Source organism: Micromonospora sp. WMMD975 (assembly GCF_029581215.1).
Lineage (GTDB): Bacteria > Actinomycetota > Actinomycetes > Mycobacteriales > Micromonosporaceae > Micromonospora.
Genome location: NZ_CP120739.1, coordinates 1,312,763 through 1,338,711, shown reverse-complemented (window position 1 = coordinate 1,338,711; position 25,949 = coordinate 1,312,763). Strand labels below are relative to the sequence as shown.

28 protein-coding genes are annotated in these 25,949 nt (G+C 74.2%); 11 read left to right on the top strand and 17 right to left on the bottom strand.

Translation table 11 applies throughout. The features are described 5' to 3' along the window. Positions 1 to 58 precede the first annotated feature (58 nt). From O7613_RS05945 to thrS, 3 genes are all read right to left on the bottom strand, one after another. Positions 59 to 691, bottom strand: coding sequence for a hypothetical protein (locus O7613_RS05945; protein ID WP_282292622.1), 633 nt, complete (start codon positions 689 to 691; stop codon positions 59 to 61). Positions 692 to 808: 117 nt separating this feature from the next. Continuing rightward, positions 809 to 1,360 carry an HIT domain-containing protein gene (locus O7613_RS05940; RefSeq protein ID WP_282292620.1) on the bottom strand — a complete coding sequence of 184 codons (552 nt, stop codon included), beginning with the start codon at positions 1,358 to 1,360 and terminating at the stop codon, positions 809 to 811. A 114-nt stretch (positions 1,361 to 1,474) separates the two neighbouring features. Beyond that, positions 1,475 to 3,487: a threonine--tRNA ligase gene (gene thrS, locus O7613_RS05935; RefSeq protein ID WP_282292619.1), complete on the bottom strand. Its 2,013-nt coding sequence runs from the start codon at positions 3,485 to 3,487 to the stop codon at positions 1,475 to 1,477. 203 nt (positions 3,488 to 3,690) lie between these two features. On the opposite strand from thrS, the gene O7613_RS05930 reads away from it, so the two are divergent. Next, positions 3,691 to 4,686 carry a DUF1775 domain-containing protein gene (locus O7613_RS05930; protein ID WP_282292617.1) on the top strand — a complete coding sequence of 332 codons (996 nt, stop codon included), beginning with the start codon at positions 3,691 to 3,693 and terminating at the stop codon, positions 4,684 to 4,686. Between the two features lie 573 nt (positions 4,687 to 5,259). Here O7613_RS05930 and O7613_RS05925 read toward each other — a convergent pair. Next, positions 5,260 to 6,192, bottom strand: coding sequence for an ADP-ribosylglycohydrolase family protein (locus O7613_RS05925; RefSeq protein ID WP_282292615.1), 933 nt, complete (start codon positions 6,190 to 6,192; stop codon positions 5,260 to 5,262). A 73-nt stretch (positions 6,193 to 6,265) separates the two neighbouring features. Here O7613_RS05925 and O7613_RS05920 point away from each other — a divergent pair, with 73 nt between their 5' ends. Together O7613_RS05920 and O7613_RS05915 are read left to right on the top strand one after the other, a co-directional pair. Further along, positions 6,266 to 6,955 carry a response regulator transcription factor gene (locus tag O7613_RS05920; protein WP_107160748.1) on the top strand — a complete coding sequence of 230 codons (690 nt, stop codon included), beginning with the start codon at positions 6,266 to 6,268 and terminating at the stop codon, positions 6,953 to 6,955. A gap of 29 nt (positions 6,956 to 6,984) precedes the next feature. Next, on the top strand, positions 6,985 to 8,373 hold the full coding sequence (locus tag O7613_RS05915; RefSeq protein ID WP_281590377.1) for a HAMP domain-containing sensor histidine kinase: 1,389 nt from the start codon (positions 6,985 to 6,987) through the stop codon (positions 8,371 to 8,373). 258 nt (positions 8,374 to 8,631) lie between these two features. On the opposite strand, the gene O7613_RS05910 is transcribed toward O7613_RS05915, so the two are convergent. Beyond that, the gene (locus tag O7613_RS05910) at positions 8,632 to 9,657 is read right to left on the bottom strand and encodes an adenosine deaminase (protein ID WP_282292613.1); all 1,026 of its coding nucleotides are present in this window, start codon (positions 9,655 to 9,657) and stop codon (positions 8,632 to 8,634) included. After that, positions 9,654 to 10,445 (bottom strand): trans-aconitate 2-methyltransferase, encoded by a 792-nt coding sequence (locus O7613_RS05905; protein WP_282292612.1) that lies wholly within the window; start codon positions 10,443 to 10,445, stop codon positions 9,654 to 9,656. Before O7613_RS05905 ends, O7613_RS05910 begins: the two co-directional genes overlap by 4 nt. Positions 10,446 to 10,532: 87 nt before the next feature. On the opposite strand from O7613_RS05905, the gene O7613_RS05900 reads away from it, so the two are divergent. Further along, positions 10,533 to 11,516 carry an aldo/keto reductase gene (locus O7613_RS05900; protein WP_281583793.1) on the top strand — a complete coding sequence of 328 codons (984 nt, stop codon included), beginning with the start codon at positions 10,533 to 10,535 and terminating at the stop codon, positions 11,514 to 11,516. A 91-nt stretch (positions 11,517 to 11,607) separates the two neighbouring features. Next, positions 11,608 to 11,796 carry a hypothetical protein gene (locus O7613_RS05895; RefSeq protein WP_281583794.1) on the top strand — a complete coding sequence of 63 codons (189 nt, stop codon included), beginning with the start codon at positions 11,608 to 11,610 and terminating at the stop codon, positions 11,794 to 11,796. A gap of 89 nt (positions 11,797 to 11,885) precedes the next feature. On the opposite strand, the gene O7613_RS05890 is transcribed toward O7613_RS05895, so the two are convergent. The 7 genes from O7613_RS05890 to O7613_RS05860 form a co-directional block, all read right to left on the bottom strand. Next, entirely contained in the window at positions 11,886 to 12,089 is a 204-nt protein-coding gene (locus tag O7613_RS05890) for a cold-shock protein (protein WP_088962828.1), read from the bottom strand. Between the two features lie 265 nt (positions 12,090 to 12,354). Then, entirely contained in the window at positions 12,355 to 12,627 is a 273-nt protein-coding gene (locus tag O7613_RS05885; RefSeq protein WP_281583795.1) for a DUF4235 domain-containing protein, read from the bottom strand. Then, the gene (locus tag O7613_RS05880) at positions 12,624 to 12,977 is read right to left on the bottom strand and encodes a DUF3618 domain-containing protein (RefSeq protein WP_281583796.1); all 354 of its coding nucleotides are present in this window, start codon (positions 12,975 to 12,977) and stop codon (positions 12,624 to 12,626) included. Before O7613_RS05880 ends, O7613_RS05885 begins: the two co-directional genes overlap by 4 nt. Continuing rightward, complete coding sequence (locus O7613_RS05875) at positions 12,974 to 13,408, bottom strand: phage holin family protein (RefSeq protein ID WP_281583797.1); 435 nt, start codon at positions 13,406 to 13,408, stop codon at positions 12,974 to 12,976. Before O7613_RS05875 ends, O7613_RS05880 begins: the two co-directional genes overlap by 4 nt. A gap of 319 nt (positions 13,409 to 13,727) precedes the next feature. Next, positions 13,728 to 14,924, bottom strand: coding sequence for a mechanosensitive ion channel family protein (locus tag O7613_RS05870; protein ID WP_282292608.1), 1,197 nt, complete (start codon positions 14,922 to 14,924; stop codon positions 13,728 to 13,730). Between the two features lie 73 nt (positions 14,925 to 14,997). Further along, positions 14,998 to 15,819 carry a DUF1206 domain-containing protein gene (locus O7613_RS05865; RefSeq protein ID WP_282292606.1) on the bottom strand — a complete coding sequence of 274 codons (822 nt, stop codon included), beginning with the start codon at positions 15,817 to 15,819 and terminating at the stop codon, positions 14,998 to 15,000. Positions 15,820 to 15,876: 57 nt separating this feature from the next. Next, positions 15,877 to 16,251: a hypothetical protein gene (locus tag O7613_RS05860; RefSeq protein ID WP_282292604.1), complete on the bottom strand. Its 375-nt coding sequence runs from the start codon at positions 16,249 to 16,251 to the stop codon at positions 15,877 to 15,879. Positions 16,252 to 16,383: 132 nt separating this feature from the next. Here O7613_RS05860 and O7613_RS05855 point away from each other — a divergent pair, with 132 nt between their 5' ends. Together O7613_RS05855 and O7613_RS05850 are read left to right on the top strand one after the other, a co-directional pair. Further along, on the top strand, positions 16,384 to 17,610 hold the full coding sequence (locus tag O7613_RS05855; protein WP_282292603.1) for a cysteine desulfurase-like protein: 1,227 nt from the start codon (positions 16,384 to 16,386) through the stop codon (positions 17,608 to 17,610). Beyond that, positions 17,607 to 17,894 carry a GNAT family N-acetyltransferase gene (locus tag O7613_RS05850; RefSeq protein WP_281583802.1) on the top strand — a complete coding sequence of 96 codons (288 nt, stop codon included), beginning with the start codon at positions 17,607 to 17,609 and terminating at the stop codon, positions 17,892 to 17,894. The genes O7613_RS05855 and O7613_RS05850 overlap by 4 nt, the downstream gene beginning before the upstream one ends. 46 nt (positions 17,895 to 17,940) lie before the next feature. Here the strand turns inward: O7613_RS05850 and O7613_RS05845 are convergent, their stop codons facing one another. After that, positions 17,941 to 19,440, bottom strand: a complete 1,500-nt coding sequence (locus tag O7613_RS05845) for a glycoside hydrolase family 3 N-terminal domain-containing protein (RefSeq protein WP_281583803.1) — start codon at positions 19,438 to 19,440, stop codon at positions 17,941 to 17,943. A gap of 139 nt (positions 19,441 to 19,579) precedes the next feature. Here O7613_RS05845 and O7613_RS05840 point away from each other — a divergent pair, with 139 nt between their 5' ends. The 4 genes from O7613_RS05840 to O7613_RS05825 all read left to right on the top strand — a co-directional run bounded on the left by O7613_RS05840 (position 19,580) and on the right by O7613_RS05825 (position 23,147). After that, positions 19,580 to 19,702 (top strand): hypothetical protein, encoded by a 123-nt coding sequence (locus tag O7613_RS05840; RefSeq protein ID WP_281583804.1) that lies wholly within the window; start codon positions 19,580 to 19,582, stop codon positions 19,700 to 19,702. Between the two features lie 56 nt (positions 19,703 to 19,758). After that, positions 19,759 to 21,390: an ATP-dependent DNA helicase RecQ gene (locus O7613_RS05835; protein WP_282292601.1), complete on the top strand. Its 1,632-nt coding sequence runs from the start codon at positions 19,759 to 19,761 to the stop codon at positions 21,388 to 21,390. Between the two features lie 63 nt (positions 21,391 to 21,453). Further along, the gene (locus O7613_RS05830) at positions 21,454 to 21,957 is read left to right on the top strand and encodes a hypothetical protein (RefSeq protein WP_281590379.1); all 504 of its coding nucleotides are present in this window, start codon (positions 21,454 to 21,456) and stop codon (positions 21,955 to 21,957) included. A 104-nt stretch (positions 21,958 to 22,061) separates the two neighbouring features. Further along, positions 22,062 to 23,147 (top strand): helix-turn-helix domain-containing protein, encoded by a 1,086-nt coding sequence (locus O7613_RS05825; protein ID WP_282292600.1) that lies wholly within the window; start codon positions 22,062 to 22,064, stop codon positions 23,145 to 23,147. 135 nt (positions 23,148 to 23,282) lie between these two features. Here the strand turns inward: O7613_RS05825 and O7613_RS05820 are convergent, their stop codons facing one another. From O7613_RS05820 to O7613_RS05810, 3 genes are read right to left on the bottom strand one after another with little or no spacing between them, the layout of a single operon-like run. Continuing rightward, positions 23,283 to 24,272 (bottom strand): DNA topoisomerase IB, encoded by a 990-nt coding sequence (locus O7613_RS05820; RefSeq protein WP_282292599.1) that lies wholly within the window; start codon positions 24,270 to 24,272, stop codon positions 23,283 to 23,285. After that, a complete protein-coding gene (locus tag O7613_RS05815) occupies positions 24,256 to 25,224 on the bottom strand; it encodes a glycosyltransferase family 9 protein (RefSeq protein WP_282292598.1) in 969 nt (322 codons plus the stop codon). Before O7613_RS05815 ends, O7613_RS05820 begins: the two co-directional genes overlap by 17 nt. Beyond that, positions 25,221 to 25,922, bottom strand: a complete 702-nt coding sequence (locus O7613_RS05810; RefSeq protein ID WP_282292596.1) for an SDR family oxidoreductase — start codon at positions 25,920 to 25,922, stop codon at positions 25,221 to 25,223. Before O7613_RS05810 ends, O7613_RS05815 begins: the two co-directional genes overlap by 4 nt. Between the last annotated feature and the right edge of the window lie 27 nt (positions 25,923 to 25,949).

Below are 25,949 nucleotides of genomic sequence, written 5' to 3'. Positions count from 1 at the left end.
GGTGTGAGATGTGTCGGCCAAGCCCGAAGTACCCGGCGCGGGCCCGCGGCACCCGTGCTCAGCCGGCGTACGCCAGCAGCACCGGGCCGTCCTGCCCGGACCACGCGCCGCCGAGCCGGCCCGCCGCCGGAGCCCCCGCCGAGTCGTCGACCGGGACGGGCCGCCGGACCAGCGCCAAGTCGACACCCCCGGCCCGGATCAGCGTCGGGTCGCCGTCCACCACCTCGTCGACCGGCCCGGCCGGCAACGCCCGGTCGGTGCGGCTGCCCGACAGGGTCATGCTCGGCTCCCGCACCTGCCGTACGCCGTCGACCTCGAAGTATTCCTCCGCCTGGCCGGCGTCGGCGAGCACCGCGGCGGCCAACGCCGGCGGGTAGACCGGGTCCCCGGCGGCGTCGTACACCCAGCGGCGGCCCAGCACCGAGTGCTCCACGGTGCCGACCAGGAAACGGTCCGCGCCGGCCAGCGGGGCGCCCCGGTAGGTCAGCGGCACCTGGAGCACCGGCCCCTCGCCGGCCCGCACAAGCAGCGTCTCCATGCCGACCGCGCCGGCCGGGTCGTCGAACCGGTAGGCGGCCACTCGGGTGACCGGAGCGCCGGCCTCGCCGGCGAACCACGGCCGGCCGGGCAGCCATCCGACGAGCAGTTCCAGCTTCGTGGGGCGCAGTTCCGCGCGGTGCAGCAGAGCCATGCGCAAGATCGTACTGTCGAGGGGCTCACCGCTGCGGCCCGGCGGGCCGAGCCGGTCGAACCGCGGCGGCCCGGCGGGCCGAGCCAGTCGAACCGCGGCGGCCCGCCGGGCTGGCAGTCAGGCCGGCCAGGCCTTCGCGAACAGGTCGCGGGTGTCGGTGAGCAGTTGCGGCAGCACCTTGGTGCGGCCGATCACCGGCATGAAATTGGCGTCCCCACCCCAGCGGGGCACCACGTGCTGGTGCAGGTGCGCGGCGATGCCCGCACCGGCCACGCCGCCCTGGTTCATGCCCAGGTTGAACCCGTGCGCGCTGGACACCTGCCGGACCACCCGCATGGCGTCCTTCGTGAACGCGGCCAGCTCGACCGTCTCCGGCGCGTCCAGCTCGGTGTAGTCGGCCACGTGCCGGTAGGGGCAGACCAGCAGGTGGCCGGGATTGTACGGATAGAGGTTGAGCACCGCGAACACGTGCGCACCCCGGGCGACCACCAGACTCTCCTCCGGTGGGCGGCCCGGGGCCAGGCAGAACGGGCAGCCGGTCGGCTTCTCGTAACCACCCTCGGGCCGGTCCTCGCCGGAGATGTAGGTCATCCGGTGCGGCGTCCAGAGCCGTTCCAGCCCGTCCGCCAGGCCATCGCCATCGTCCGCGTGCCGCTCCGCCCCTGTCACACAGGCGATCCTACGATCCGCGCCACCTCCCCGCCGAACCGCGCCGCCGAACCGTGGCCGCCCGGTCAAGCGGGTGGCGTACCTCTACCGGAGGCGTTAAGCGGGGCCCCCGCCTTACACCTCGGCGGTGGGGGCGCTGTTGGTGCGGGACTCGGTCACCTCGCGGACGTGCGCCACCGCCTCGGCGAGCGGTACGCCGTTGCGCTGCGAGCCGTCCCGGTAGCGGAAGGAGACCGTGCCGGCGGCCACGTCGTCGTCGCCGGCGATCACCATGAACGGGATCTTCTGCTGCTGGGCGTTGCGGATCTTCTTCTGCATTCGGTCGTCACCCAGGTCGACCTCGGCCCGGATCCCGTGCCGACGCAGCGTGCCGGCGAACTCCTCCAGGTAGTCGCCGTGCTCGTCGCGGATCGGGATGCCGACCACCTGCACCGGCGCGAGCCAGGCCGGGAACGCGCCCGCATAGTGCTCGGTGAGCACGCCGATGAACCGCTCGATCGACCCGAACTTCGCGCAGTGGATCATCACCGGCTGCTGCCGGGTGCCGTCGGCGGCCTGGTATTCCAGCCCGAAGCCCTTCGGCTGGTTGAAGTCGTACTGGATCGTCGACATCTGCCAGGTGCGGCCGATGGCGTCCTTGGCCTGCACCGAGATCTTCGGGCCGTAGAACGCCGCGCCGCCCGGGTCGGGGACCAGGTCCAGGCCGGTTTCCAGCGCGCACCGCTCCAGCACCTCGGTCGCCGTCGCCCAGTCGGAGTCGGTGCCGACGAACTTGTCCGGCCGGGAGTCGTCGCGGGTGGACAGCTCCAGGTAGAAGTCGTCGATGCCGAAGTCGCGCAGCAGGCTCAGCACGAAGCCGAGCAGGTGCTTGATCTCCGCCGGCGCCTGCTCCCGGGTGCAGTAGGAGTGCGAGTCGTCCTGGGTGAAGCCGCGCACCCGGGTCAGCCCGTGGATGACGCCCGACTTCTCGTACCGGTAGACCGACCCGAATTCGAACAGCCGGATCGGCAGTTGCCGGTAGGACCGCCCGCGCGACCGGTAGATCAGGTTGTGCATCGGGCAGTTCATCGCCTTGAGGTAGTAGTCGCTGCCTTCCATCTCCATCGGCGGGAACATCGTGTCCTTGTAGTAGGGCAGGTGTCCCGAGGTGTGGAAGAGACCTTCCTTGGTGATGTGCGGCGTCCCGACGTACTGGAAGCCCTCCTCGATGTGGCGGGTGCGGACGTAGTCCTCCATCACCCGCTTGAGCACGCCACCCTTGGGGTGGAAGACGGGCAGGCCGGAGCCGATCTCGTCGGGGAAGCTGAACAGGTCGAGGTCCGCGCCGAGCTTGCGGTGGTCGCGCCGGGCGGCCTCCTCCAACAGCTTGAGGTACGCCTTGAGCTCGTCCCGGGTCGGCCAGGCGGTGCCGTAGACCCGCTGGAGCTGCGGGTTCTTCTCCGACCCGCGCCAGTAGGCGGCGGCCGAGCGCATCAGCTTGAACGCGCCGATCAGCCGGGTGTTCGGCAGGTGCGGGCCGCGGCACAGGTCCGACCAGCAGACCTTCTCCTCGTTCGCGGCGAGGTTGTCGTAGATGGTCAGCTCGCCGCCGCCCACCTCCATCACCTCGGAGGAGTCGAGCCCCTCGCCCTTGACCTCGATGAGCTCCAGCTTAAACGGCTCGGCGGCGAGCTCGCCCCGGGCCTCGTCCAGGTTGGCGAAGCGGCGGCGGCGGAACCGCTGGCCGGACTTGACGATCTCCTGCATCCGCTTCTCGAGCTTCGCCAGATCCTCCGGCTGGAACGGCTTGTCGACGTCGAAGTCGTAGTAGAAACCGTTCTCGATCGGCGGACCGATGCCGAGCTTCGCCTCCGGGAAGACGTCCTGCACGGCCTGCGCCAGCACGTGTGCGGTGGAGTGGCGCAGCACCTCCAGGCCCGCCGGGCTGCTCAACGCCACCGGCTCGACAGTGGTCTCCTCGGCCGGCGTCCAGTCCAGGTCGCGGAGCTGACCCCGCGGGTCGCGGACCACCACGATCGCCTTCGGCCCGGTGGTGGGCAGGCCGGCCGCGGCCACCGCGTCGGCCGCCGTGGTCCCGGCGGCGACGACGACGGGGTCGGCCACGACGGGGGTACGGGGTGCGGACACGGTGACTCCTGTCGTCGACGGTACGGATCTGCCGGTGACCGGCCCCTGCGATGCTATCGGTCGCCCGGACTCGCGCCGCCGCCGACGCCGGGCCCGGCGCGACACGAGTTCCGCCGGGCGTTGAACCTTTCCGCCGTCCCGACCGAACTACCAGGTGGGGCCGGAGCCGGTACCGACCCCAGTCGAGAAGGATGGGGACGACGATGAGGATGACCCGTCAGGGCCGGTGGGCGGCGTCGCTGCTGGCCGCCGCGCTCGCCGGAGCCGTAGGCTGGCCGGGCCCGGCCAGCGCCGCCGGCGTGACCGTGACGACCTCCCCCGGCGAGGTGCACCAGGGCGACGCGATCGAACTGTCCGTGGTGGTGCCCGCGGATCGACCCGGTACCCGGACCACGAAGATCGAGCTGACCATGCCGCCGGACGCCCCGATCGGCGAGGTCTACCCGCTGTCCGTGCCGGACTGGGGGCCGACCATCACCACCCGCGACCTGGATCAGCCGGTGGCGGGCATCCACACCTCCGAACTGAACCAGGTGACCGAAGCCGTGACCTGGCTACGGGCACCCGGCGCCGGCACCGGCGCGGCCCGGCTGCCGCTGGGCATGGGGCCGATGCCGGCCACCGACCTGCTCACCTTCACCGTCGTGCAGACGTACGCCGACGGCACGGTGGTCCGCTGGACGGACCCGGCCGGCGGCGCACACCCGGCGCCGACGGTGCCGTTGCTGCCGCCGCTGCCGGGCACCGCCACGCACGGCGGCGACGCCGGTGCGGCCGGCGGTGGCCACGCCGGCCACGGTGCTGCGGGCAGCGGCCAGGACGGCGCCGCGCCGGGCGGTGCCGCCGCGGGCCCGGTGACCGAGGCGGCCGACGACGGCCCGAGCGCGGACCTGCTGCTCGGTGGCGGCCTGCTCGCCGGCCTGGCCGGCGGTGCCGCGATCGGCTGGCTGCTCAGCCGCCGCCGGCGCACCACCCTGGCGCTCCCGCCCGACCCCGACCCCGCCAGCCCTGACACCTCCGCCTCCGACGCCCCCGCCTCACCTGCCTCCGCCTCCGCCTCCGACGACCTCACCCCTGACGACCTCACCCCTGACGACCTCACCCCCGGTCACGGCGACACGTCCCAGGCGACCCCGGCGGGCAAGCGTGCTTCCGCCGACGAACCCGTCTCCGCCGGCGCGGCGCGCTCGCGCGCATGATGACCCCAGCTCGACGACGACGAACGAGTGCTCGCAGGAAGACGTTCGACTCCTGCCGATCTTCCATAGGAACTCCGTGATCGACGCCGATGTCTGAGATCTTGGCGGCAAATGGCCCCTGGAGGGGCGTTTTGCTTCCAAGTCACCTGGTCTCTTCGGGACGCCGCGCAGGCGTGAAAACGGGCAACCGGCCGCACGGTGGCCTGCTCTCCGGCCGGGTCTCGTGCGCGCAAGGGCGGCCGGCGGTCGCTTCGGCCATGATCAACACAGTTCGGTGAAGTGGTGGCATCGCCGGTGGTCGGATACCCCCACTTCACCGAACTGGCGTCCGGCCGACCGACGTCTCCCGAGCACCGCGGGCATCAAGACGGCCAAACGGGTGCAAGCTGGGTCAGTTTACCGGTCAGATCTCTCCCATGTCCGCTATGTGAGAAGGTTTGTCCGCCATATGGAAGCAGTGGCGGGTGATCACCGCGAGCCGGGAGCCATGGCAGGAGTTGACCAAGGACTTTTGGGGCGCGGGGAAGCGCTTCGAGGACGCGAACTCCTTGATCACCGGACGAGGAGGGGGCGTCAGGGGGTGGGGGCGGTGAGCCAACCGGGCAGCGGCTCGCGGGCGGTCAGCCACCCCTCGGGGACGCCGCCGGGGGTGCCGACGCCGGTGTACGCGGCGACGATCCCGCCGACGATCGCCGCCGTGGTGTCCACGTCGCCGCCCGCCTCCACGCAGGCGCGGATCGCGGCCGGGTAGTCGTGCAGCAGCGTGGCGGCGACCCAGAGCGTGAACGGGACGGTGTCCGGCGCGGTGACCCGCGAGCCGTTGCCCACCGCGTCGGCCACCTCGCCGGCCGGTTGACCGAGCAGCGCGGCGGCCCGGCGTACGCCCCGGTGCACCTCGCCGGCCGGGTCGAGCGCGCCGGCCACGGCGCTGAGCAGGCGGCGCGGCTCGGGCCGGGTGCCGTCGAGGCGGGCCCGGGCGGCCAGCGAGGCGGCCACCGCCACGGCCACCGCTCCGGCGCTGCCCTCCGGGTGGGCGTGGGTCACCTCGGCGCAGGCGCGCGCCTGGTCGGCGGCGCGGTGGATGGAGTCGGCGTGCCAGGCCCCGAGCGGAGCCACCCGCATCGCCGCGCCGTTGCCGAGGGAGCCCTGCCCGTCGAACGCCGACGCGGCGGCCACCGGCCACGGCGTGCCGGCGCGGATCAGCCGCAGGACGCTCACCGCGCCGGGGCCGTACCCCCGCCGGGGCTCGCAGCGTGCGGCGAAGGCCAGCGCCAGCCGGTCCCGGTCGACCCGGCCGGTGGAGGCCAGCTCGGCCACCACGGAGCAGGCCATCTCGGTGTCGTCGGTCCACTCCCAGGGCGGCGCGGGCAGCCGACCCGCGGCGAGGTCGGCGGGACGCCGGCCGGGGACGGCGAACTGGGAGCCGAGGGCGTCACCCACCGACAGGCCGGCCAGCGCGTCGCGGGCGAGCGTCAGGCGGGTGTCGGGGAAGAGGATGAACGTCATCGCCGTTCCAGCTTGCCCCGTCCGCCGGGCCGCCGCAACGCGATCGACTTGCCACGCCGAGTACGGTGCTGACGTGGCAACCGTCCTGCTGGTCGAAGACGACCACGTCGTGCGTGGCGCGATGCTGCGGTCGCTCACCGACCGGGGCCACGCGGTGCACGCCGTCGGCACGGCGTTGGACGCGTTGCGCCGGGTCGCCGCGGAGACGCCCGACCTGGTGGTGCTCGACCTGGGCCTGCCGGACCTGGACGGCTCGGACGCGCTGCGCATGCTGCGGGGCATCACCGACGTGCCGATCATCATCGCCACCGCCCGCGACGACGAGCAGTCGGTGGTCCGGCTGTTGCGGGCCGGCGCCGACGACTACATGGTCAAGCCCTTCACCGGCGCGCACCTGGATGCCCGGATCACCACGGTGTTGCGCCGGGCCGGTCGGGCCAGCCGGACCGTGCAACCGGCCGTGCACACGGTGGGCGGCCTGCGGGTGGACGTGGGCGAGCGCAGCGCGGTGCTGGACGGGGAGGCACTGGCGCTGACCCGCAAGGAATTCGACCTGCTGGCGTATCTCGCCGCTCGTCCCGGCCGGGTAGTGTCCCGGCGGGAGCTCTTGGAGGAGGTATGGCGGCAGCCATCGGTCGGCGAGGACCAGACCATCGACGTGCACCTGTACTGGCTCCGCCGCAAAATGGGCGAGTCCGCGGCGAAACCGCGCTACCTGCGCACCGTGCGGGGGGTCGGCTTCCGGCTGGTGGCGCCGGACTGAGGCCGGTGCTGGCCTGGCTCACCGCCGGCATGTGCAGCCTGGTCGCGCTCGCCTTCCTCATCCCGCTCGGCCTCACGCTGTCCGACAAGTCCCGCGAGGAGAAGCTGTCCGACGCCGCCCGGCGCGGCGCGCTGGTGACCGGCGCACTGGCGGTCAGCACCGACCCGGAGGTGGTCCGGCGGGCGGTGGCAGCAAGCGGTGACGACCCGGCGCTGCGCCCGGTGGTGCACGGCGTCGGCGCCGACGAGTCGGCCGGTCGCGCCGACGCGTCCGCGCTTGCCGACGCCGCCGCCCAGCGACGCTCGGTGGTGACCGAGGTGGACGGTGGGGTGCTGCGGCTGGACCCGGTGGTGCTCGGTGACCGGGTGGCCGTGGTGGAGGTCTTCGTACCCGACGAGGTGCTCGACGCCGGCGCCGGCGGACGCTGGCTGCTGCTGCTCGCGGTGGCGCTGGCCCTGGTCGGCGCCGCGGTGGTCGTGGTGGACCGGGTGGCGGCCCGGGCCGTGGACGCCACCGGCGACCTGGTCAAGGCGGCCCTCGCGGTGGGCGACGGCGAGCTGGGGGTACGGGTGGAGCCGACCGGCCCGCGGGAGCTGGCCGAGGCGGGGCACGCGTTCAACCGGATGACGGAACGGTTGGCGGCGTTGCGTGCCGACGAGCACGAGCTGGTCGCCGACCTGTCGCACCGGCTGCGTACCCCGCTGACCGCGCTGCGGCTGGACGCGGAGGCCCTGGAGTCCGACGACACGAGCATCGGCACGTTCAGCGAGGCGGAGCTGGACCGGCGGCGCGGCATCCGGCGGATCCGGCAGGCCATCGTCACGCTTGAGGGCGAGGTCGACCAGCTGATCAAGACGACCCGCAAGGCGGTCAGCCAGGAGACGGCGCCGGCGTCCTGCGACGTCAGCGAGGTGGTCCGGGACCGGATGGTCTTCTGGTCGGCGTTGGCCGGCGACCAGAACCGGCCGCACCGGGTGGTCGGGGCGCAGTTGCGCATCCCGGCGCCGGTGCCCCGGGCCGAGCTGGCCGCCGCGCTGGACGCGGTGATCGGCAACGTCTTCCGCTACACGCCGCAGGGCACCGCGTTCGAGGTGGCGGTGAGTCGCCGGGACGGCTGGGTGGCGATCCGGATCGACGACGCCGGGCCGGGCATCGCCAACCCGGACCGCGCCCTGCGCCGGGGCGAGAGCGACCAGGGCTCCACCGGGCTGGGGTTGGACATCGCCAAGCGGGTCGCGTTGCAGGCCAACGGATCGGTGAGCCTGGACCGCGCCCGGCTCGGCGGGGCCAGCGTGGTGATGCTGCTGGCCGATCCGGACGCCGCGCCCCGTCAGGTCAACCGGTTCGGGCTGGTCGGCCGGATGGCCCGGGAGGCCCGGGAGCCGCGCGCCGGGCGGCGCTGGCCGCGTCCGCGTTGACGCCGTGGCTGTGCGGCGGCGCAAGTTCTCCTTAGGAGTGTGTTAACGACCGCCGTCACGGGGGCGCGGAATGTCAGGATCTCCGACAGAACCCATCAGTTCCGTCGGCCGGGACGCCCCGTAACACCTTCCGGCCGGCGGATCCGTGCGCGCGGCGGGAGTTCGGTCCCCCCACACCTCGCTCCCGTCGCGCGCCGCTCTCGTACGAGTCGCCGGCCGCCCCGGCTGTGCCGGCGGCCGGCGTCCGTACGGGGCCGCTCAGCGTGCCGGGTTCGCCAGGTACGCGTCGATCTCGGCGTTGATCCGGGCCGCCTCGGCCGGCGCCAGGAACGCGGCGGCCACCGCGTCCCGGGCCAGCGCGGCCACCCCGACCGGGTCGAGGTTCAGCAGCCGGGCGGCGACCGCGTACTCGTCGTTGAGCGTGGTGCCGAACATCGGCGGGTCGTCGGAGTTGATGCTGACCGGGACGCCGGCGGCGACGAGTTGCGGCAGCGGGTGCTCGTCGAGGCTGGCCACCGCCCGGGTCCGTACGTTCGAGGTCGGGCAGACCTCCAGCGGGATCCGCCGCTCGGCCAGGTGGGCCAGCAGCGCCGGGTCGAGCGCGGCGGAGATGCCGTGGCCGATCCGTTCGGCGCCCAGCTCGCGCAGCGCGTCCCAGATCGTCTCCGGGCCGGTGGTCTCGCCGGCGTGCGGCACCGAGTGCAGCCCGGCCGCCCGGGCCTGGTCGAAGTACGGCTTGAACTGGGGTCGGGGCACCCCGATCTCGGGGCCGCCGAGGCCGAAGCTGATCAGCCCGTCGGGCCGTTCGTCGAGCGCGATCCGCAGGGTCTGCTCGGCGGCCGGCAGCCCGGCCTCGCCGGGGATGTCGAAGCACCAGCGCAGCGCGATGCCGAAGTCGGCCTCGGCCCGCTTGCGGGCGTCCTCGATCGCCTCGCAGAACGCCGGCGCCGGAATCCCCCGGTGTACGTGCGAGTACGGCGTGACGGTCAGTTCGGCGTACCGGACCTGCTGGCGGGCCAGTTCGCGGGCCACCTCGTGGGTGAGCAGCCAGACGTCGTCGGTGTCCCTGATCAGGTCGACCACGCTGAGGTAGACCTCGACGAAGTGGGCGAAGTCGCGGAACGCGAAGTAGTCCGCGAGCGCGTCCGGGTCGGCCGGGACGGGGCTGCGCCCTTCGTGCCGGGCGGCCAGCTCGGCGACGATCCGGGGCGAGGCGGAGCCGACGTGGTGCACGTGCAGCTCCACCTTGGGCAGTCCGGCGATGAAGGTGGGCAGGTCGGTCACGAATTCTCCTCTGCGTGGGCGCCGGTGCGGGCCACCACGAAGATCCGGCGGAACGGGAAGTACACCTGACCCTGCCGCACCGGGTACGCCTCGGCCAGCGCCACGCCCAGCTCGGCGCGGAAGTCGGCCCAGCCGGCGGCGTCCAGCGCGGCGCGGACCGGGCGCAGGGCCGTGCCCTCCATCCAGGCCAGCACCGGGTGGTCGGCGCCGGCGGCGGGCAGCAGGTGCACGTAGGTAGTCTCCCAGGCGTCGACCGCGCAGCCCGCCCCGGTCAGCAGCGCGGCGTAGCCGACCGGCTCGTCGACCGGGGCCGCGCGCAGCAGCCCGGCGAGGGGTTCGCGCCAGCGGCCCCGCCCGGCGACCTCGTGCAACGCCAGGTGGGACGGCGCGGCGAAGTTGCCCGGCACCTGAAACGCCAGCCACGCGCCGGCGGGCAGCTCGGTGGCCCAGTGGGCGAGCAGGTCGCTGTGCTCCGGCACCCACTGGAGCACCGCGTTGCCGACGAGCACGTCCACGTCCGGTGCCGGCCGCCAGTCGCGGACGTCGCGCACGCCGAACGTGACCGGGACGTCCAGGGCGGCGGCCCGCGCGATCATCTCGGGCGAGGAGTCCAGGCCGGTGATCCGGCTGCCGGGCCAGCGCCCGGCGAGGGTGGCGGTGAGGGTGCCGGGCCCGCAGCCGAGGTCGATCACCGCGCGCGGTCGCTCGGCGCCGACCCGGGCCAGCAGGTCGTGGAAGGGGCGGGAGCGCTCGTCGCCGTAGCGCAGGTAGGTGCTCGGGTCCCACATGGCACTTCTCCAAACCGTACGTACGTCTTGTTGGAGACCGTACGGCCCGACGCGCGCGACGGCAACCCGCTCACTAGGCTCGACCGGATGGAACAGCGCAACTTCGACCGGCTCGGCCGGCACGTCGGCATCATCGGACTCGGCGCCTGGCAGCTCGGCGCCGACTGGGGCGACGTCAGCGAGGACGCGGCGCTCGACGTGCTGGGCGCCGCGGTGGACGCCGGCGTCACCTTCCTGGACACCGCGGACGTGTACGGCGACGGCCGCAGCGAACAGCTCATCGGGCGGTTCCTGGGTGCCCGCCCGGGGCACGGGCTGACCGTCGCCACCAAGATGGGCCGCCGGGTGCCGCAGACGCCGGAGGCGTACACCCTCGACAACTTCCGGGCCTGGACCGACCGGTCCCGGGCCAACCTCGGCGTCGACACGCTCGACCTGGTGCAGCTGCACTGCCCGCCCACCGCGGTCTTCGCCGACGACCGGGTCTTCGACGCCCTGGACACGCTCGTCGCCGAGGAGCGCGTCGCCGGATACGGGGTCAGTGTGGAGACCTGCGAGCAGGCGCTCACCGCCATCGCCCGGCCCGGCGTGGCAAGCGTGCAGATCATCCTCAACGCGGTCCGGCACAAGCCGCTGGACGCGGTGCTGCCGGCCGCCGCGGCGGCCGGCGTGGGCATCATCGCCCGGGTGCCGCTGGCGAGCGGCCTGCTCTCCGGCCGGTACGACGAGCACACCACGTTCCCGGCGAACGACCACCGCACCTTCAACCGGCACGGCGAGTCGTTCGACGTCGGCGAGACGTTCGCCGGCGTCGACTACGACCTCGGCCTGGCCGCGGTGCGCCGGCTCGCGCCGCTCGTCGGCGACGACCGCACCATGGCGCAGTTCGCGTTGCGCTGGATCCTCGACCAGCCCGGCGTGACCGTGGTGATCCCCGGGGCCCGCTCCGCCGAGCAGGCCCGGCGCAACGCCGAGGCGGCCGGCCAGCCGCCCCTCAGCGAGGCGGAGCGGGCCGCGGTGCGGGCCACCTACGACGAGCTGATCCGGTCGCGGGTGCACGACCGGTGGTGACCGGTCCGACCCGACCCGCCGGCGCGGCGCCGCCGGCCCCGCGCGACGGCGGGCATGCTGGATCGGGGCGCACGTCGGCGGAGGGGACGCGATGAGGGGTTGGTTCCGGCTCACCATGGGGCTGGTGGGCGTGGTGCTCGGTGCGCTCTGGACCGTCCTGGGGCTCGGCTACGTCGAGGGCAGCGCGCTCACCGACGTGCGGATCGGGGCCGTGGTCGGCCCGGCGCTCGTCCTGGTCGGACTCGTCGCGCTCTGGTGGGGCATGCGGGCACGCCGCTGAGGCGCCGCGGGTCGGCATGGAGAAGCCCCGCCTCCCGGTGGGAATGCGGGGCTTCGCGCGCCGGCCCGCCCGGCCGGCGCTCCGTCAGCTCAGATGGGGCGGACCTGCTCGGCCTGCGGACCCTTCTGACCCTGGGCGATCTCGAACTCCACCCGCTGGTTCTCCTCCAGCGAGCGGTAGCCGCTGGACTGGATGGCCGAGAAGTGGACGAACACGTCAGCACCCCCGCCGTCGACGGTGATGAAGCCGAAGCCCTTGTCAGCGTTGAACCACTTCACGGTTCCCTGCGCCATGTGCAACTCCTTCTAAAACTGGCGGCCGAGCACGCCGTGCGGCCGATTGGCCGTTTTCGAGCAGCGGCGCCTGAGGTGGCCCCCCATGCAGGGAACGTCTCTCAACCCACGCGTCTCGCAACAGCGTGAGACAGCAAACCACGTACGCAAAAACTTCGCACAGCCTACCGGACGAACGTCTCCGACATGTGACCTGAAGGTCGCCCGAAGCCACGCCGAAGACCCCTCCCCCAGCGTGCGGGGAAGGGGTCCGTTCCGGATCTGATCAGTCCGGCCAGTGCCCGGTCAGCCGTCGCACACCGACCGCGCCGCCCCGGTCCACGGCCGCCCGGACCGCCGAGAAAATCGCCCCCTGGAGGGCCGCGGCGGCGAGCACCTCGCCCCAGTGCCGGTCCTCGTCGGTGGCGCTGGGCGCGTCGTCGTCGCCCGCCGCCAGCTTCCAGACCTGCCGGAAGACCATGCCCGCGACCGCGCCGGCGGCCAGGCCGAGCAGCACGCCCACCGGCCGGTACGCCACCTTGCCGATCTTGCCGCTCACCCGCGCCTCCCTCGGATCACCAACAACACCACCACGGTCGCCACCGCGCCGGCCGCGACCGCCGCCCACGGCACCGGGCTCCGCCCGACCGCGCCGCCGGAGCCGTACGCCTGCGCCCGGACCGACCGGACCCGCTCCGCCGCCCGCCCGCGCGCCCGCGCCACGGTCAGCGCCGCCTGCTCGCGCATCCGCGCCTTGGCCTGCTCGGCGGAGTGCCGCACCAGCGCCTTCGGGTCGGCCCGGGCGGCCAGCAGCTCCATCGTCTCACCGAGTTCCACCCGGGTCCGGCGGATCTCCTCCCGGAGCGCCGCCACATCCCCGGTCCCGTTACCGGTTCCGTTGCCGGTCATGCCCGCCTCCCGTCCTTCACCGCGGCGGTGACCGTGTCGACGTCCGCGCGGACACTGCGGACCGCCGCCTCCGGCACCGGCGGGACGGCACGGCTGACCTGCTTCTTGCCCACGAGCGCGAGGATCCCGGCGAGCAGGAACAGCGCCACCGCCACGATCAGGGCGGCCAGCCACGCCGGCATGACAAGCGCCAGCAGCAGAATCACGGTGGCGACGAGCGCGCCGGCGCCGTAGAGCGCCATCACCCCGCCGCCGCCGAACAGACCGATCCCGATCCCGGCGTGCTTGCCCTTCTGGGTCAGCTCCGCCCGGGCCAGGGCCAGTTCGTCCCGCACCAGGCGGGTGACCTGCTCGGTGGCCCGTTGCACCAGTTCCGCGGTGGACGGCTCGGTCCCGGGCCGGGACGTGCTGGGACTCGCGACGTCAGCCATGCTGTCCTCCTTTCGTCATCACCGCGCTGTATGCCCGGAGTCGCCGCCCGTCAATCCTGCGCGGAACGGCCGGTCGGCCCGGCCGCCCGCCGCCGGAGCCCGGCGTCGGATGGCCGGAATCCGGGGCGTGGGCAGCAGGTCCCCCGGAACACGACCGATCAAACCCACTCGGCCCGAGACTCCACGAACGACCCGACCGGCCGCGTACCGTCCCCGGCTGGGACAACGCGCCGGGCGGCACCGGGGTCACGGACCCACCGAGCGCGCGAAGCCCCCGGCGCCGCGCGGGCGGCCGGGGGCTCCGATCGGGTACGCGGGGTCAGCGCCGGGCCTCGGCGTGGTCCTCCCGACCCACGAACGCCTCGCTGCGGGCCTCGCCGTCGTCGCTGCCGCCGAAGACCCGCGCGTCGTCGGGGGCCTCGGTGTCGGCCGGCCGGCGCACCGACCGGCGCAGCGGCGCCACCTGCCAGGGCAGCGGACCGTTCGCCTCGCCCACCTCGGTGCGCAGCCGGGGCAGCGCGGTCGGGCGGTGGTCGCGTACCCAGGCCACCAGGTTCTCCCGGACCAGGCAGCGGAGGTCCCAGAGGCTGCCCGCGTCGGCGGCGCTGACCACCGCGCGGACCTTGACCAGGCCGCCGGTGGCGTCGGTCACCTGGAGGACGCAGACCCGGCCGTCCCAGAGGTCGGTGCCCTCGCAGAGCCGCCGCAGCTCCTCCCGCACGGCCTGCACTGGGACCGCCCAGTCCAGGTCGAACTCGGCGGTGCCGAGCACCTTCGCCTCCGTCCGGGTCCAGTTCTGGAACGGCCGGCTGGTGAAGTACGAGGTGGGCAGGATCAGCCGGCGGTCGTCCCAGACCTGCACCACCACGTAGCTGAGCGTCATCTCCTCGATCCGGCCCCACTCCCCCTCGATCACGACCACGTCGTCCAGGCGCACCGCGTCGCTGAAGGCGAGCTGGAGGCCGGCGAAGACGTTGCCGAGCAGGCTCTGCGCGGCCAGCGCGGCGACCGCGGCCACCACACCGGCGGAGGTGAGCACCCCGGCGCCGACACCGCGTACGGACGGGAACGTCATCAGCATCACGCCGACGGCGAGGATCACGATCACCGCTATGGTCAGCCGGCGCAGCAGCACCACCTGGGTCCGCACCCGCCGGGCGTGCCTGTTGTTCGGCACGTCCGTCCGGAACCGCGCAAGCGCGGTGTCCTCCGCCACCACCAGCAGCGAGGCCACCAGCCAGGCGAGCGCGGCGATCATGGCCAGCACCAGCGTGTGCAGGACGAACCGCCGCCACGGGCTACCCACCGCGTAGAGCGTGGTGAACCGGATCGCGAGCTGCACGCCGACCACTGTCGCGGCGACCTGGAACGCACGGTGCGAGTGCTCGGTCAGCTCGGTCATCAGCAGTGAGCGGCGGCCCAGCCGGCGGGTGACCCGGTGGGCCACCTGTACCAGCACCAACGCGACCGCCGCCGCGACGAGCGCGGCGGCGACGGTCACCAGGTAGCTCTGCACGACATCTCTCCCTCCGCCCGGCGGAATCGGGCAAAGGCCCAATGGTGCCCGGCGGTCCGGATATCGACCAGGCTCAGACCTTGCGGTACCGGGACTGGAAGAAGCAGTAGACGCCGAACGCGGCGATGCCGAGCGCCATCAACGACAGCAGCCACGGGCCGTACGCCTGGTCGCGCAGCGTCCGCAGGGCGGCGTCCAGGCCGCGTGCCTTCTCCGGGTCGTACTTCACGGCCGCGACCACGATGAGCAGGCCGGTGATGGCGAAGACCGCGCCCCGGGCGGCGTACCCGACCATGCCGAGGCGACGGGTGAGCTGGTGTGTCTTGCGGCTCATCTCGCCGGTCTTGAGGTTGCGCTCGAACTTCTTCTTCAGGCCGTAGATCACCATGCCCACGCCGACCGCGGCGAGCACCAGACCGGCCAGGCCGACCAGCCACCGGCCGCCGTCGGAGGCCATCAGCTTCTCAGTGAGCTGCTGCTGCTGGTTCGAGGAGTTGGCGCTGGCGTCCCGGACCACCTTGATCGCGGTCCAGCCCAGCCAGGTGAAGACGATCACGCGCACGACCGAGGCGATCCGCTCGAAGATCCGCTCCTTGCCGGTCTTCGACTGGTGGCCGATCACCGCCTGGAATGCTTGCCAGACGGCCATGGCGAACAGCCCGACGGCGATCGCGACCAGGACGAACTTGCCGAGCGGCTGCTCGCCGAGCGTGCGCAGGGCGCCGTTCTGGTTGCCCTCCTCGCCCGACTTGCCGAAGGCGATCTGCAACGCCAGCCAGGCGAGGAGGAGGTGCACGATTCCGTAGCCGATGAACCCGACACGGGTCAGCAGTTCGAGCCAACGGCTGTTCTTGGCCTGGGCGGCGGTGGCGCCGGCGCTTCGGGTGACAGACATGCGCCCTCAATCTCCCGACGTGCGATTTTCCAAACGTCACCGCCCGGCCGAATCCGATCAGCTGTTGGGGTTGCGAGCGACCCGCAGCACGACGTTCTGGTCGGTGACGCTGTCCAGGCTGACCTGGAAGCCGCCCACCTCGGTGGCCTGCTGGCCGGTGGTGAGCGACAGCTGCTCCCCGGCCACCTCGACGGTGACCTGGTCGTCCTGGGTGCCGATGAGCTTGGCCTCGATGCCGAGGATGGTGGCGCTGGCTTCCACCCCACGGTCGAAGGTGATGGTGCAGGCGTCCAGGCCGCAGTCGGTGTCGGCGCCGTTCGAGCTGCATCCGGCGAGCAGCGCGGCGCCGAGGGCGAGACCGGCGAGCATCCCGGCGGCGCGTCGGGCGGAGGTCGGGGCGAGGGTGGCGAGGGTGGCGCGTCGGTTCGTCACCTCCCCAAGGGTACGGCGCGCCGGCCACCGCCCCGGGGTGGCCGCGCGCGCCGAGGTGGGGTGTTAAGAAGGGGCCCCGCCTCTACCGAATGCGTTAAGAAGGGCCCCCGCCTTCCGCGCTAGGGTGCGGGAATGGCTTTTGATGTTGCCCGGGTGCGGCGCGGATACCCCGCGCTGGGCGAGGGTTTCGCGCACTTCGACGGCGCCGGTGGCACCCAGACCGCCGCCGGCGTGATCGAGGCGGTGGCCGACGCCATGCGTACCGCCATGGGTAACCGCAGCACCGCCTTCGCCCCCGGCCGGCGCGCGCTGGAGCTGGTCGCCGGCGCGCGGACCGCGGTCGCCGACCTGCTCGGCGCGGACCCGGCGGGCGTGGTGCTGGGGCCGAGCGCCACCGCGCTCACGTACACGCTGGCCCGCACGCTCGGCGCGGGGTGGCGGCCCGGCGACGAGGTGGTGGTGTCGCGGCTGGACCACGACGCCAACGTCCGCCCCTGGGCGCAGGCCGCCGAGGCGGCCGGGGCGACGGTGCGCTGGGCCGAGTTCGACCCGGACACCGGCGAGCTGCCCGCCGGCCAGTACGCCGACCTGGTCACCGCGCGCACCCGGCTGGTCGCGGTGACCGCCGGCAGCAACGCGATCGGCACCGCGCCGGACGTGGCGGCGATCGCCAAGACCGCGCACGCCGCCGGCGCGCTGGTCTGCGTGGACGGGGTGCACTCGGTGCCGCACGGCCCCACCGACCTGGCCTCGCTCGGCGCGGACGTGCTGGTGACCAGCGCGTACAAGTGGTCGGGTCCGCACCTGGCGGCGATGGTCGCCGGCCCGTCGTGGTGGGCGACGCTGCGCCCGGCGAAGCTGATCCCCTCGGCCGACGGGGTCCCGGACCGCTTCGAGTACGGCACCCCGAGCTTCCCGCTGCTGGCCGGCGTGGCCGCCGCGGTGGACCACCTGGCCGGTCTCGACCCGGCCGCGTCCGGCGACCGCCGGGAACGGGTACGCGCCGGCCTGGCCGCCGCCCAGGCGCACGAGGAGGCGGTCTTCGACCGGCTGCTCACCGGGCTGACCGCCCGGCCGTTCGTCACCGTCTACGGCGCGCCGGCCCGGCGCTGCCCCACGGTGTCGTTCCGGCTGGCCGGGCAGGCTCCGGCGCGGACCGCGGCGGCGTTGGGCGAGGCGGGCTTCTGCCTCTCCTCCGGCGACTACTACGCCTACGAATACTTCCAGGCCATGGGGCTGCGCGACTCCGGCGGCGCGGTGCGGGCCAGCGTCTACCACTACAACACGGCCGACGAGGTGGACCGGCTGCTGGCCGAGATCGACCGGGTGGCCGACGACGAGAGGACGATGGTCAGGTGAGCTTCCTGGTCGAGGAGAACCCCGCGAAGCACCGCTTCGAGATCCTGGTCGACGACGCGCTGGCCGGCTTCAGCGCGTACCTGCCGCGCGGCGAGGTGCTGGTCTTCACGCACACCGAGGTCGACGACCGCTACCAGGGGCAGGGCGTGGGCGCCGCGCTCGTCGGCGGCATGCTGGACCAGATCCGGGCTCGTGGCGGTCGGGTGGTGCCCCGGTGCCCGTTCGTGGCCGCGTTCGTCGAGCGCCACCCGGAGTACGCCGACCTCGTCGTCGACGCGCCCTGAGACCCGGCCCGGCCGGGGGACCTCCCCACCCGGCCGGGCCGGGAGTTCACCTGGTGCCGGCCAGCAGCTCGGCGGCGGCCCGGGCCGCCGCCGCGGTGGCCCCGTGGGTGGCCAGGTGCACCCGGCCGGTGGCCAGCTCGGGCACGCCCAGCTCGACCACCACCGCGTCCGGGCGGACGGCGAGCGCCCGTGCCACCGCGTCCCGCATCCACTCGTGCCGGTGCAGGTCCCGCACGACGAGCACCAGCGGCCGGTCGGCCGGGCCGGTCGCCGGGTCGGCGGGGACGGCGTCGGCGGCGTACCGGGCGGTGGTGGTGCCGGGCGCCAGGTGGGCCAGGGGCGCGGCGACCCCCCACGGCGTCTCCTCGCCGATGGCGATGTTGCGGGGCGGCGCGAACTCGACCACGTGTGCCGGCCCGGCCAGCGGCAGCAGTCCGGCCTCGCCGGTGACCCGGACCGCCCGGCGGGCGGCGGCCAGGCCGATGGGTGAGTCGCCGGGGGACGCCGGGCCGGCGGCGCGGCGGGCGCGGGCGGCGACGCTCCACGCGGCCAGCTGACCGACCCGCTTGGCCGCCTCGGCCAGCCGTTCCTCGGGCAGCTCCCCGCTCGCCACCGCGGCCACGATCGCGTCGCGCAGCTCACGGGCGTCGGCCTCGGTGGCGCGTTCCCCGCCCACGCAGATGGCGTCGGCGCCGGCGGCGAGCGCGCGCACCGCCGCGCCGGCGAAGCCGTACCGGTCGGACACCGCCCGCATCTCCACCGCGTCGGTCACCACCACGCCGCCGAAGCCCAGCTCCTCCCGGAGCAGCCCGCCCAGGATGCGCGCGCTGAGCGTGGCCGGCAGCTCCGGGTCGAGGGCCGGCACCAGCAGGTGGCCGGTCATCACCGCCTGCGCCCCGGCGGCCACCGCGGCGCGGAACGGGGCCAGCTCGACGGCGTCGAGGCGGGCCCGGTCACCACCGATGCGGGGCAGGTCGTGGTGGGAGTCGACCCGGGTGTCGCCGTGCCCGGGGAAGTGCTTGGCGCAGGCGGCGACGCCGCCGGCCTGGAGGCCGCGTACCCAGGCGGCGGTGTGGCGGGCGACCAGGTCCGGGTCGGCGCCGAAGGAGCGCACCCCGATGACCGGGTTGGCCGGGTTGGAGTTGACGTCGGCGTCCGGCGCGTAGTCGAGCGTGACGCCGACGGCGGCCAGCTCGGCGCCGAGGTCGCGGGCGACCTCCTCGGTCAGCGCCGGGTCGTCCACCGCGCCGAGGGCGAAGTTGCCGGGCCGGGAGCTGCCCCGGGCCGACTCGATTCGGGTGACGTCGCCGGCCTCCTCGTCGATGGCCACGATCACGTCCGGACGTTCCGCCCGCAGGGTCGCGGTGAGCGTGGCGACCTGTTCGTGGTCGACGACGTTGCGGGCGAAGAGGACCACCGAGCCGAGCCCCTCGCCGAGCCAGCGGCAGACCCAGGGTGGTGGGACGGTGCCGACGAACCCGGGTTGCAGGACGGCGGCGGCGAGCGCCGCCAGGTCTCCGGTGGCTCCCATGTTCCGCTCGCTCATGTGCGGTAGTTCCCCCGTCTCCCCACGGACCCGCCACGACCGACGGGTGCTCACATGGTCACACCGCGCAGCTAAATAGTCAACAATCCTTACTGTTAGCCGCTGGCGTTCCCGGCCCGGCCCGTGGGAGAGTTCCGGCATGTCCGCCCTGCCGCTCGCCGACGCCACCAGCGCCGCCGACATCCCCGGCGTACGCCTGCTCGGCCTGGTGGTCGGCGCCCTGTTCCTGCTGATCGCGATCCGGGCGATGTTCCGCCGCTGACGGCCCGCCCCGCCCCCGGTTTCGGGTGGTGACGCCCGGGGTAGCTGTGGCCGTTGATGAAGCTGACCACGCACGCCACCAACCTGCGCCGCGCGGCGAAGAACCTGTTCGGCTGGACCGCGCTGCGGCCCAACCAACTGGCCGCCATGCGCGCCGTCATGAAGCGCCACGACGCCCTGGTGGTGCTGCCCACCGGCGCCGGCAAGTCGGCGATCTACCAGATCCCGGCCAGCCTGATCCCCGGCCCGACCGTGGTCATCTCCCCGTTGCTCGCGCTCCAACAGGACCAGATCGCGGCGCTCAACGAGCGGCAGCGGCCCGAACTGCGCGCGGTGCGGATCAGCTCGGACGAGAGCGCCGCGCAGCAGGCCGAGGCGATCGAGGAGATCCGGGCCGGCCGGGCGGAGTTCCTGTTCATCACGCCCGAGGCGCTGAGCAACCCGGACCGGCTCGCCGAGGTCCGCTCACTGGGCCCGGCGCTCGTCGCGATCGACGAGGCGCACTGCATCTCGTCCTGGGGCCACGACTTCCGGCCGGACTACCTGGCGCTCGGCCACCTGATCGACGGACTGGGCCGGCCCCCGGTGGTGGCGCTCACCGCCACCGCGTCCCCGCCGGTCCGCGACGACATCATCGCCCGGCTACGGCTGCGCGAGCCCGAGGTGGTCGTCTCCGGGCTGGACCGGCCCAACCTGTTCCTCGAGGTGGCCTACTGCCCGACCGACGACTACCGGTGGCGGCGGCTGATCGCGCTGCTGCGCGACGACGAACGCCCCGGCATCATCTACGTGCCGACCCGGCGCGCCGCCGAGGAACTGGCCGGGCGGCTGACCGACGCCGGCTTCCCGGCCGAGTTCTACCACGGCGGCATGCCCACCGGCGCCCGCCACGAGCTGCACGAGGCGTTCCTCGCCGACCGGGTCCCGATCATGGTGGCCACCTCGGCGTTCGGCATGGGCATCGACAAGCCGAACATCGCCTGGGTGGTGCACATGGCGCTGCCCGACTCGCCGGACAGCTACTTCCAGGAGATCGGCCGGGCCGGCCGGGACGGCTCACCGTCGCGGGTCCTGCTGCTCTGGCGGTCCGAGGACGTCGGCCTCCAGCGCTACTTCAGCGGCGGCCTGCCGGACGAAAAGGAGCTGACCGACCTCGCCGCGGTGCTGCGGAGCAAGGCCCGCACCCGCAAGGAGCTGCGCGAGCTGACCGGGCTGGGCCCGCGCAAGCTCGGCCAGTATCTCTCCCTGCTGGAGCAGATCGGCGCCGCCGTGCCACGCGCCCGGCAGCGCGTCGGCGCGCCCCGGTACGCGCCGGACGCCGTCGAGTCCGGGCGGGCGGCGCGCGCCGAGGCCGAGCGGCAGCAGACCGTGACCCGGTCACGGACCGACATGATGCGCGCCTTCGCCGAGACCACCGGCTGCCGCGGGCAGGTCCTGCTCGCCTACTTCGGCGAGCAGATGACCGACGTCTGCGGCCACTGCGACAACTGCCACGCCGGCACCAGCGTGGCGAACGACGGCGCGGTCGGTCCGTTCCCGGTGCACAGCCAGGTCCGCCACGCCGAGTGGGGGTCCGGTCTGGTGCTCAACTACGAGGACGACCGGATGACCGTGCTCTTCGACGAGGTGGGCTACAAGACGCTGTCCGTGCGCGTGGTGTCCGAACAGGGCCTGCTGGAACTGGACTAGCCTGACCCGGGCACCGTGGCGGTGCCCGTCGACAACGACGACCACGGCGAAAGGAACCTGATCGTGATCGAGCAGCCGGCGTACACCCGTTTCGGCGTCTCCGACGAGGAGTGGGGGTTGCTGGTGGGTCTGCCGCAGGCGGTGCTCACCGCGGCGGCGGCGGCCGAGTCCGACGGCACCCGGCGGACCATGGCCGAGAACGCCGCCGGGTTGGAGACCATCGCCGCCGGCCGCGAGTCGGCCAGCCCGCTGGTGGCGGCCGTGGCCGGCGAGGTCGTCTCCCGGGTCGGCGACCCGGAGACCGGCGCGGAGCTGCCGGTGATCACGCCGGACGACCCGACGGCGATGATCGAGGACGTGCTCGCCCGCGCCGGCCAGGCGTCCGCCCTGCTCACCGGCAAGGTGGACGAGGGGCAGTCCGGGGCGTACCGGCACTGGCTGGTGGAGATCGCCGACCAGGTGGTGGGCGCCGCCTCCACCGGCGGCATCCTGGGCATCGGCGGTGACGTGGTGAGCGACTCCGAGCGTCGCTTCCGGGACCGGCTGTCCCAGGTGCTCAACGACTGACCTGCCGTCTGCCTATGACGGACGTCACGCCCCACGGGTGGTCGCATTTCCGACCCGTGGGGCGTCGTCTTTGGTGAAGGGCAGACGAACCACGGGGGTCGTTCATGGACATCGCGATGCAACCGCAGGTCTTCGACACGGCGCAGGTGCCCGCCGCGGACCGGTTCGGGCTGTGGCTGGACATGCTCGCCCGCACACCGACGCTCATGCGGGTGCGCACCGAGCACGCCGACAACTTCACCGCCCGGGCCGAGTTCCTCGACCTGGGGCCGATGCAGCTCATCCGGCACCGCTACCCGTCGCTGGACGGGATCCGCACCCGCAAGCTGATCCAGCGCTCGGACGCGCCCTGCTACGTTCTCGCGCTGCCCCTGACCGGCACCGGGGTCACCGACCAGGACGGGCAGCGCGGCGTCTGCCCACCCGGCCACTTCACCTTCTACGACTGCGCCCGCCCGCAGGAGATCAGCCACCACGTCGACGGGGCCCGGGACCGGTCCGCCAGCTCGGTGGTGGCCCTCATCCCGTACGACGCGCTGCCGCTGTCGCACCGCCAGCTCGCCCCACTGTTCGCCGGCCGGATGTCCGGCGGCGAGGGCGTCGGCGCGCTGCTCGCCGACTACCTCATCCGGCTCACCGGCCACCCGGAGCAATACCACGCGGCCGACGCCGAGCGGCTCGGCGCGGTCGCGCTCGACCTGACCGCCACGCTGCTCGGCCGCCACCTGGTCTCCGAGGACGCCGTCCCCACCGAGGTCCGGCGCCGTGCCCTGCTGGCCCAGGTGCGCGCGTACGTCCGCCAGCACCTCGGGAACGGCACGCTGGACCCGGCCACGATCGCCGACGCGCACCACATCTCGGTGCGCTCCCTGCACCGGCTCTTCGAGTCCGAGGCGACCACGATCGCGGCGTACATCCGGGACGAACGGTTGGCCCGATGCCGCCGGGACCTCGCCGACCCGGCGTTGGGCGGCCGGTCGATCCAGGCGATCGCCGGCCGCTGGGGGTTCCGGGACAAGGCCCACTTCAGCCGGGCCTTCCGGGCGGCGCAGGCGGAGACGCCGCAGGCATACCGCGCGCGTCACCTGGAACGGGCACGGATCGTCAACAACGCGGCGTCCGAAGTCAACCCGACCGGGACACACTGGACCCGGGCCGGCGCCGGGAACCCGGCGACGACCAACCGGTAACGGGGGGCCGCGGCGTGGCGCCCGCGGCGGTCCAGCCGCGGGCGACCCCGCCCCGGCGGTGGCCTCCCGCGCCACGCCGCACGGCCCCGGTTTCCGGCCCCGCCGCTTCCCCCCAGGACCGGCGGGGCCGGTCGGTCAGTCGGCCTCCTCCTCCAGCAGCGTCAACACCGACTTCTCCACCGCGTCGCGCGGCATCTCCGGCTGGACCGGCGCCAGCACCCCGTCGTGGTAGAGGTCGACCACGCGCGGGTCCACATACGACGTCCGGGCCACCGTCGGCGTGTTGCCGAGCAGCTCGGCAACCGAACGCATCACCGCCGCCACGGCCCGTCGACGGGCGGTGACGGACCGCTGCGGGCCCACCGTGGCCAGCTCGGTGGCGGCCAGCACGGTGGCGTGCCAGGTGCGGAAGTCCTTCGCGGTCATCTCCCCGCCACTGGCGTCACGCAGGTAGTCGTTCACCTCGTCGCTGCGCACGTCGCGCCAGGCCCGCCCGTCCCAGTAGCCGAAGAGCCGCTCCTGCGCGCGCCGCCGTCGACGCAGGTTGAGCAGCACCTGGCACAGCTCCGCGTCCTCCACCCGGCGGACCTGTTCGATGCCGCCCTTGGCCGGGAACTCGAAGACCACGCACCCGCCACGGGACCGGGCGTGCTCCGGGCGCAGCGTGGACACGCCGAACGTGGGTTCCTCGCCGGTGGCGTACTGGTCGCTGCCGACCCGGAACGCCCCCATGTCGAGCAGCCGGGCGACGGTGGCCAGCACGCGCTCCCGCCGCAGCCCGCGCAGCGCCAGGTCGTGCGCGACCCGGTCACGCAGCACCGGCAGCCGGTGGGCCACCTCCAGCACGTGGTCGAACTTGGCCTCGTCCCGCTTCTGCCGCCAGCCGGGGTGGTAGAGGTACTGCTTGCGGCCGGCCACGTCGATGCCGGTGGCCTGGATGTGCCCGTTCGGGTACGGCGAGATCCACACGTCCCGCCAGGCCGGCGGGATGACCAGCTCACGCAGGCGCGCCAGCTCGCCGGCGTCGCCCACCGGCTCGCCCGTCGGGTCGAGGAAGAGCCAGCCCTTGCCGCGCCGCCGCCGACCGTAGCCGGGCCGGCCCGGATCGCTACGCCGCAACCGCACCGGAGACCCGTTCCACCTCGGCCACCGCCGCCACCACCTCGTCGACCCCGACGGCGGCCAACGCAGGGTGCGCTCCCGTCCCGCCCGCCGGATCCCGCTCGACTCCGCCGGCCTCGACTCCGCCGGCCTCGGTGCCGCCGAGCGCCCGGTGCCGGGGCCGGTCGGCCGGCGGACCCCAGTGCGCCGCCGGCACCGGCCCGAACAGCACCACCGAGGCGGTGCCGTAGCCGGTGGCGAGGTGGGCCACCCCGGTGTCGCCGCTGACCACCAGGCGCGCGCCGGCGACCAGCGCGGCCATCTCGGCCAGGCCGGTGCGGCCGGCCAGCACCGCCGTCGGCGGCAGTCCGGCGTCGTGGGCCACCCGGTCGGCGAGCGCCCGCTCGTCGGCCGAGCCGGTGAGCACCACCCGGTGCCCCCGCGCGGCCAGCGCCCGGGCCAACCCGACGAAACGGTCCGCCGGCCAGCGCTTCGCCGGTACCTTGCCGCCCGGGTGCAACACCGTCACCCCGGCGGGTACGCCGGCCACGGCCGGACGCCGCAGCGCCAGGTCGCCCGGTTCGGCCGGCAGGTCGTACGCGTGCAGCAACCGGCACCAGCGGTGGACCTCGTGCTCGTCGTCCGTCCAGGCCGGACCGTCCAGGTGGCCGGCCGACGGGTTCCGGTGGGCGAGCAGCCGGCCCGGCCGGGTGGCGGCCAGCGCCAGGTGCGACTCGGGCCCCCGGCCGTGCAGGTTGACCGCCACCTCCGGCGGCGGACCGGTCCAGGCGATCCGGCCCGGCCCCGCGGTGGGCAGCACCCGGTCCACCGCGCCGGTCAGCTCCGCCAGCGGCGCCAGCCAGGCCGGCGCGGCGAGCACCAGTTCCCGGCTGGGCAGCCCGGCGCGCAGGCCCCGCAGGGCCGGGACGGCGGTGGCCAGGTCGCCGACCCCGAGCGCGCGCAGCACCAGGATCACGGGTACGACGACTCCTGTTCGGCGCAGACCACCATCTCGCGGACCGCGCAACCGGCCGGTTGGGACAGCGCGAACATCACCGCGGCGGCGGTGTCGGCCGCCTCGTTGAGCACGGCGTCCGGGCCGGGACGGTACTGGGCGTCCCGCTCGTCGAAGAAGGCGGTGCGCATGCCGCCGGGGATCAGCAGGGTCACCCCGACCGCGCCGGCCAGCTCGGCGGCGAGCGCCCGGGTGAAGCCGACCACCCCGAACTTGGCCGCGCAGTAGGCGGTGGCGTCGCCGACCGCCTTGACCCCGAGCGTGGAGGCGACGGTGACGATGCTGCCCCGGGACGCCGTCAGGAAGGGCAGTGCGGCCCGGATCACCGCGGCGGTGGCGAGCAGGTCCACCGTGACGATCCGCTCCCAGGTCTCCGCCGGCACGTCGGCCAGCTTGCCGGGCACGTCCACGCCGGCGGCGGTGACCACCGCGTCCAGCCCGCCGGAGCGTTCCGCGAGGTCCCGGGTGGCGCTTTCGGCGGCGCGGGTGTCGGCCAGGTCGCACTCGGCCCAGGGCACCCCGTCGGCGGGGCGCTGCCGGTCCAGCACGAGGGGCCGGCCGCCGGAGCGGGCGACCGCGGCGACCACCGCCGCGCCGAGGCCGCTCGACCCGCCGGTGACCAGGACGGCGGGACCGACGCCGGGCGGGCCGGCGCTCATGCCGCTTCCCCCGGACGGGTGGGCGTG

What these genes read in the sequence shown, in the direction of transcription:
- O7613_RS05865 (WP_282292606.1), bottom strand. Translation starts at nt 15,819, where the DNA reads ATGTCTGTCACCCGAAGCGCCGGCGCCACCGCCGCCCAGGCCAAGAAC.
- O7613_RS05905 (WP_282292612.1), bottom strand. Translation starts at nt 10,445, where the DNA reads ATGTGGGACCCGAGCACCTACCTGCGCTACGGCGACGAGCGCTCCCGC.
- O7613_RS05890 (WP_088962828.1), bottom strand. Translation starts at nt 12,089, where the DNA reads ATGGCGCAGGGAACCGTGAAGTGGTTCAACGCTGACAAGGGCTTCGGC.
- O7613_RS05915 (WP_281590377.1), top strand. Translation starts at nt 6,985, where the DNA reads ATGTGCAGCCTGGTCGCGCTCGCCTTCCTCATCCCGCTCGGCCTCACG.
- O7613_RS05900 (WP_281583793.1), top strand. Translation starts at nt 10,533, where the DNA reads ATGGAACAGCGCAACTTCGACCGGCTCGGCCGGCACGTCGGCATCATC.
- O7613_RS05875 (WP_281583797.1), bottom strand. Translation starts at nt 13,408, where the DNA reads ATGGCTGACGTCGCGAGTCCCAGCACGTCCCGGCCCGGGACCGAGCCG.
- O7613_RS05895 (WP_281583794.1), top strand. Translation starts at nt 11,608, where the DNA reads ATGAGGGGTTGGTTCCGGCTCACCATGGGGCTGGTGGGCGTGGTGCTC.
- O7613_RS05840 (WP_281583804.1), top strand. Translation starts at nt 19,580, where the DNA reads ATGTCCGCCCTGCCGCTCGCCGACGCCACCAGCGCCGCCGACATCCCC.
- O7613_RS05845 (WP_281583803.1), bottom strand. Translation starts at nt 19,440, where the DNA reads ATGAGCGAGCGGAACATGGGAGCCACCGGAGACCTGGCGGCGCTCGCC.
- O7613_RS05810 (WP_282292596.1), bottom strand. Translation starts at nt 25,922, where the DNA reads ATGAGCGCCGGCCCGCCCGGCGTCGGTCCCGCCGTCCTGGTCACCGGC.
- O7613_RS05925 (WP_282292615.1), bottom strand. Translation starts at nt 6,192, where the DNA reads ATGACGTTCATCCTCTTCCCCGACACCCGCCTGACGCTCGCCCGCGAC.
- O7613_RS05945 (WP_282292622.1), bottom strand. Translation starts at nt 691, where the DNA reads ATGGCTCTGCTGCACCGCGCGGAACTGCGCCCCACGAAGCTGGAACTG.
- O7613_RS05835 (WP_282292601.1), top strand. Translation starts at nt 19,759, where the DNA reads ATGAAGCTGACCACGCACGCCACCAACCTGCGCCGCGCGGCGAAGAAC.
- O7613_RS05855 (WP_282292603.1), top strand. Translation starts at nt 16,384, where the DNA reads ATGGCTTTTGATGTTGCCCGGGTGCGGCGCGGATACCCCGCGCTGGGC.
- O7613_RS05825 (WP_282292600.1), top strand. Translation starts at nt 22,062, where the DNA reads ATGGACATCGCGATGCAACCGCAGGTCTTCGACACGGCGCAGGTGCCC.
- O7613_RS05930 (WP_282292617.1), top strand. Translation starts at nt 3,691, where the DNA reads ATGAGGATGACCCGTCAGGGCCGGTGGGCGGCGTCGCTGCTGGCCGCC.
- O7613_RS05880 (WP_281583796.1), bottom strand. Translation starts at nt 12,977, where the DNA reads ATGACCGGCAACGGAACCGGTAACGGGACCGGGGATGTGGCGGCGCTC.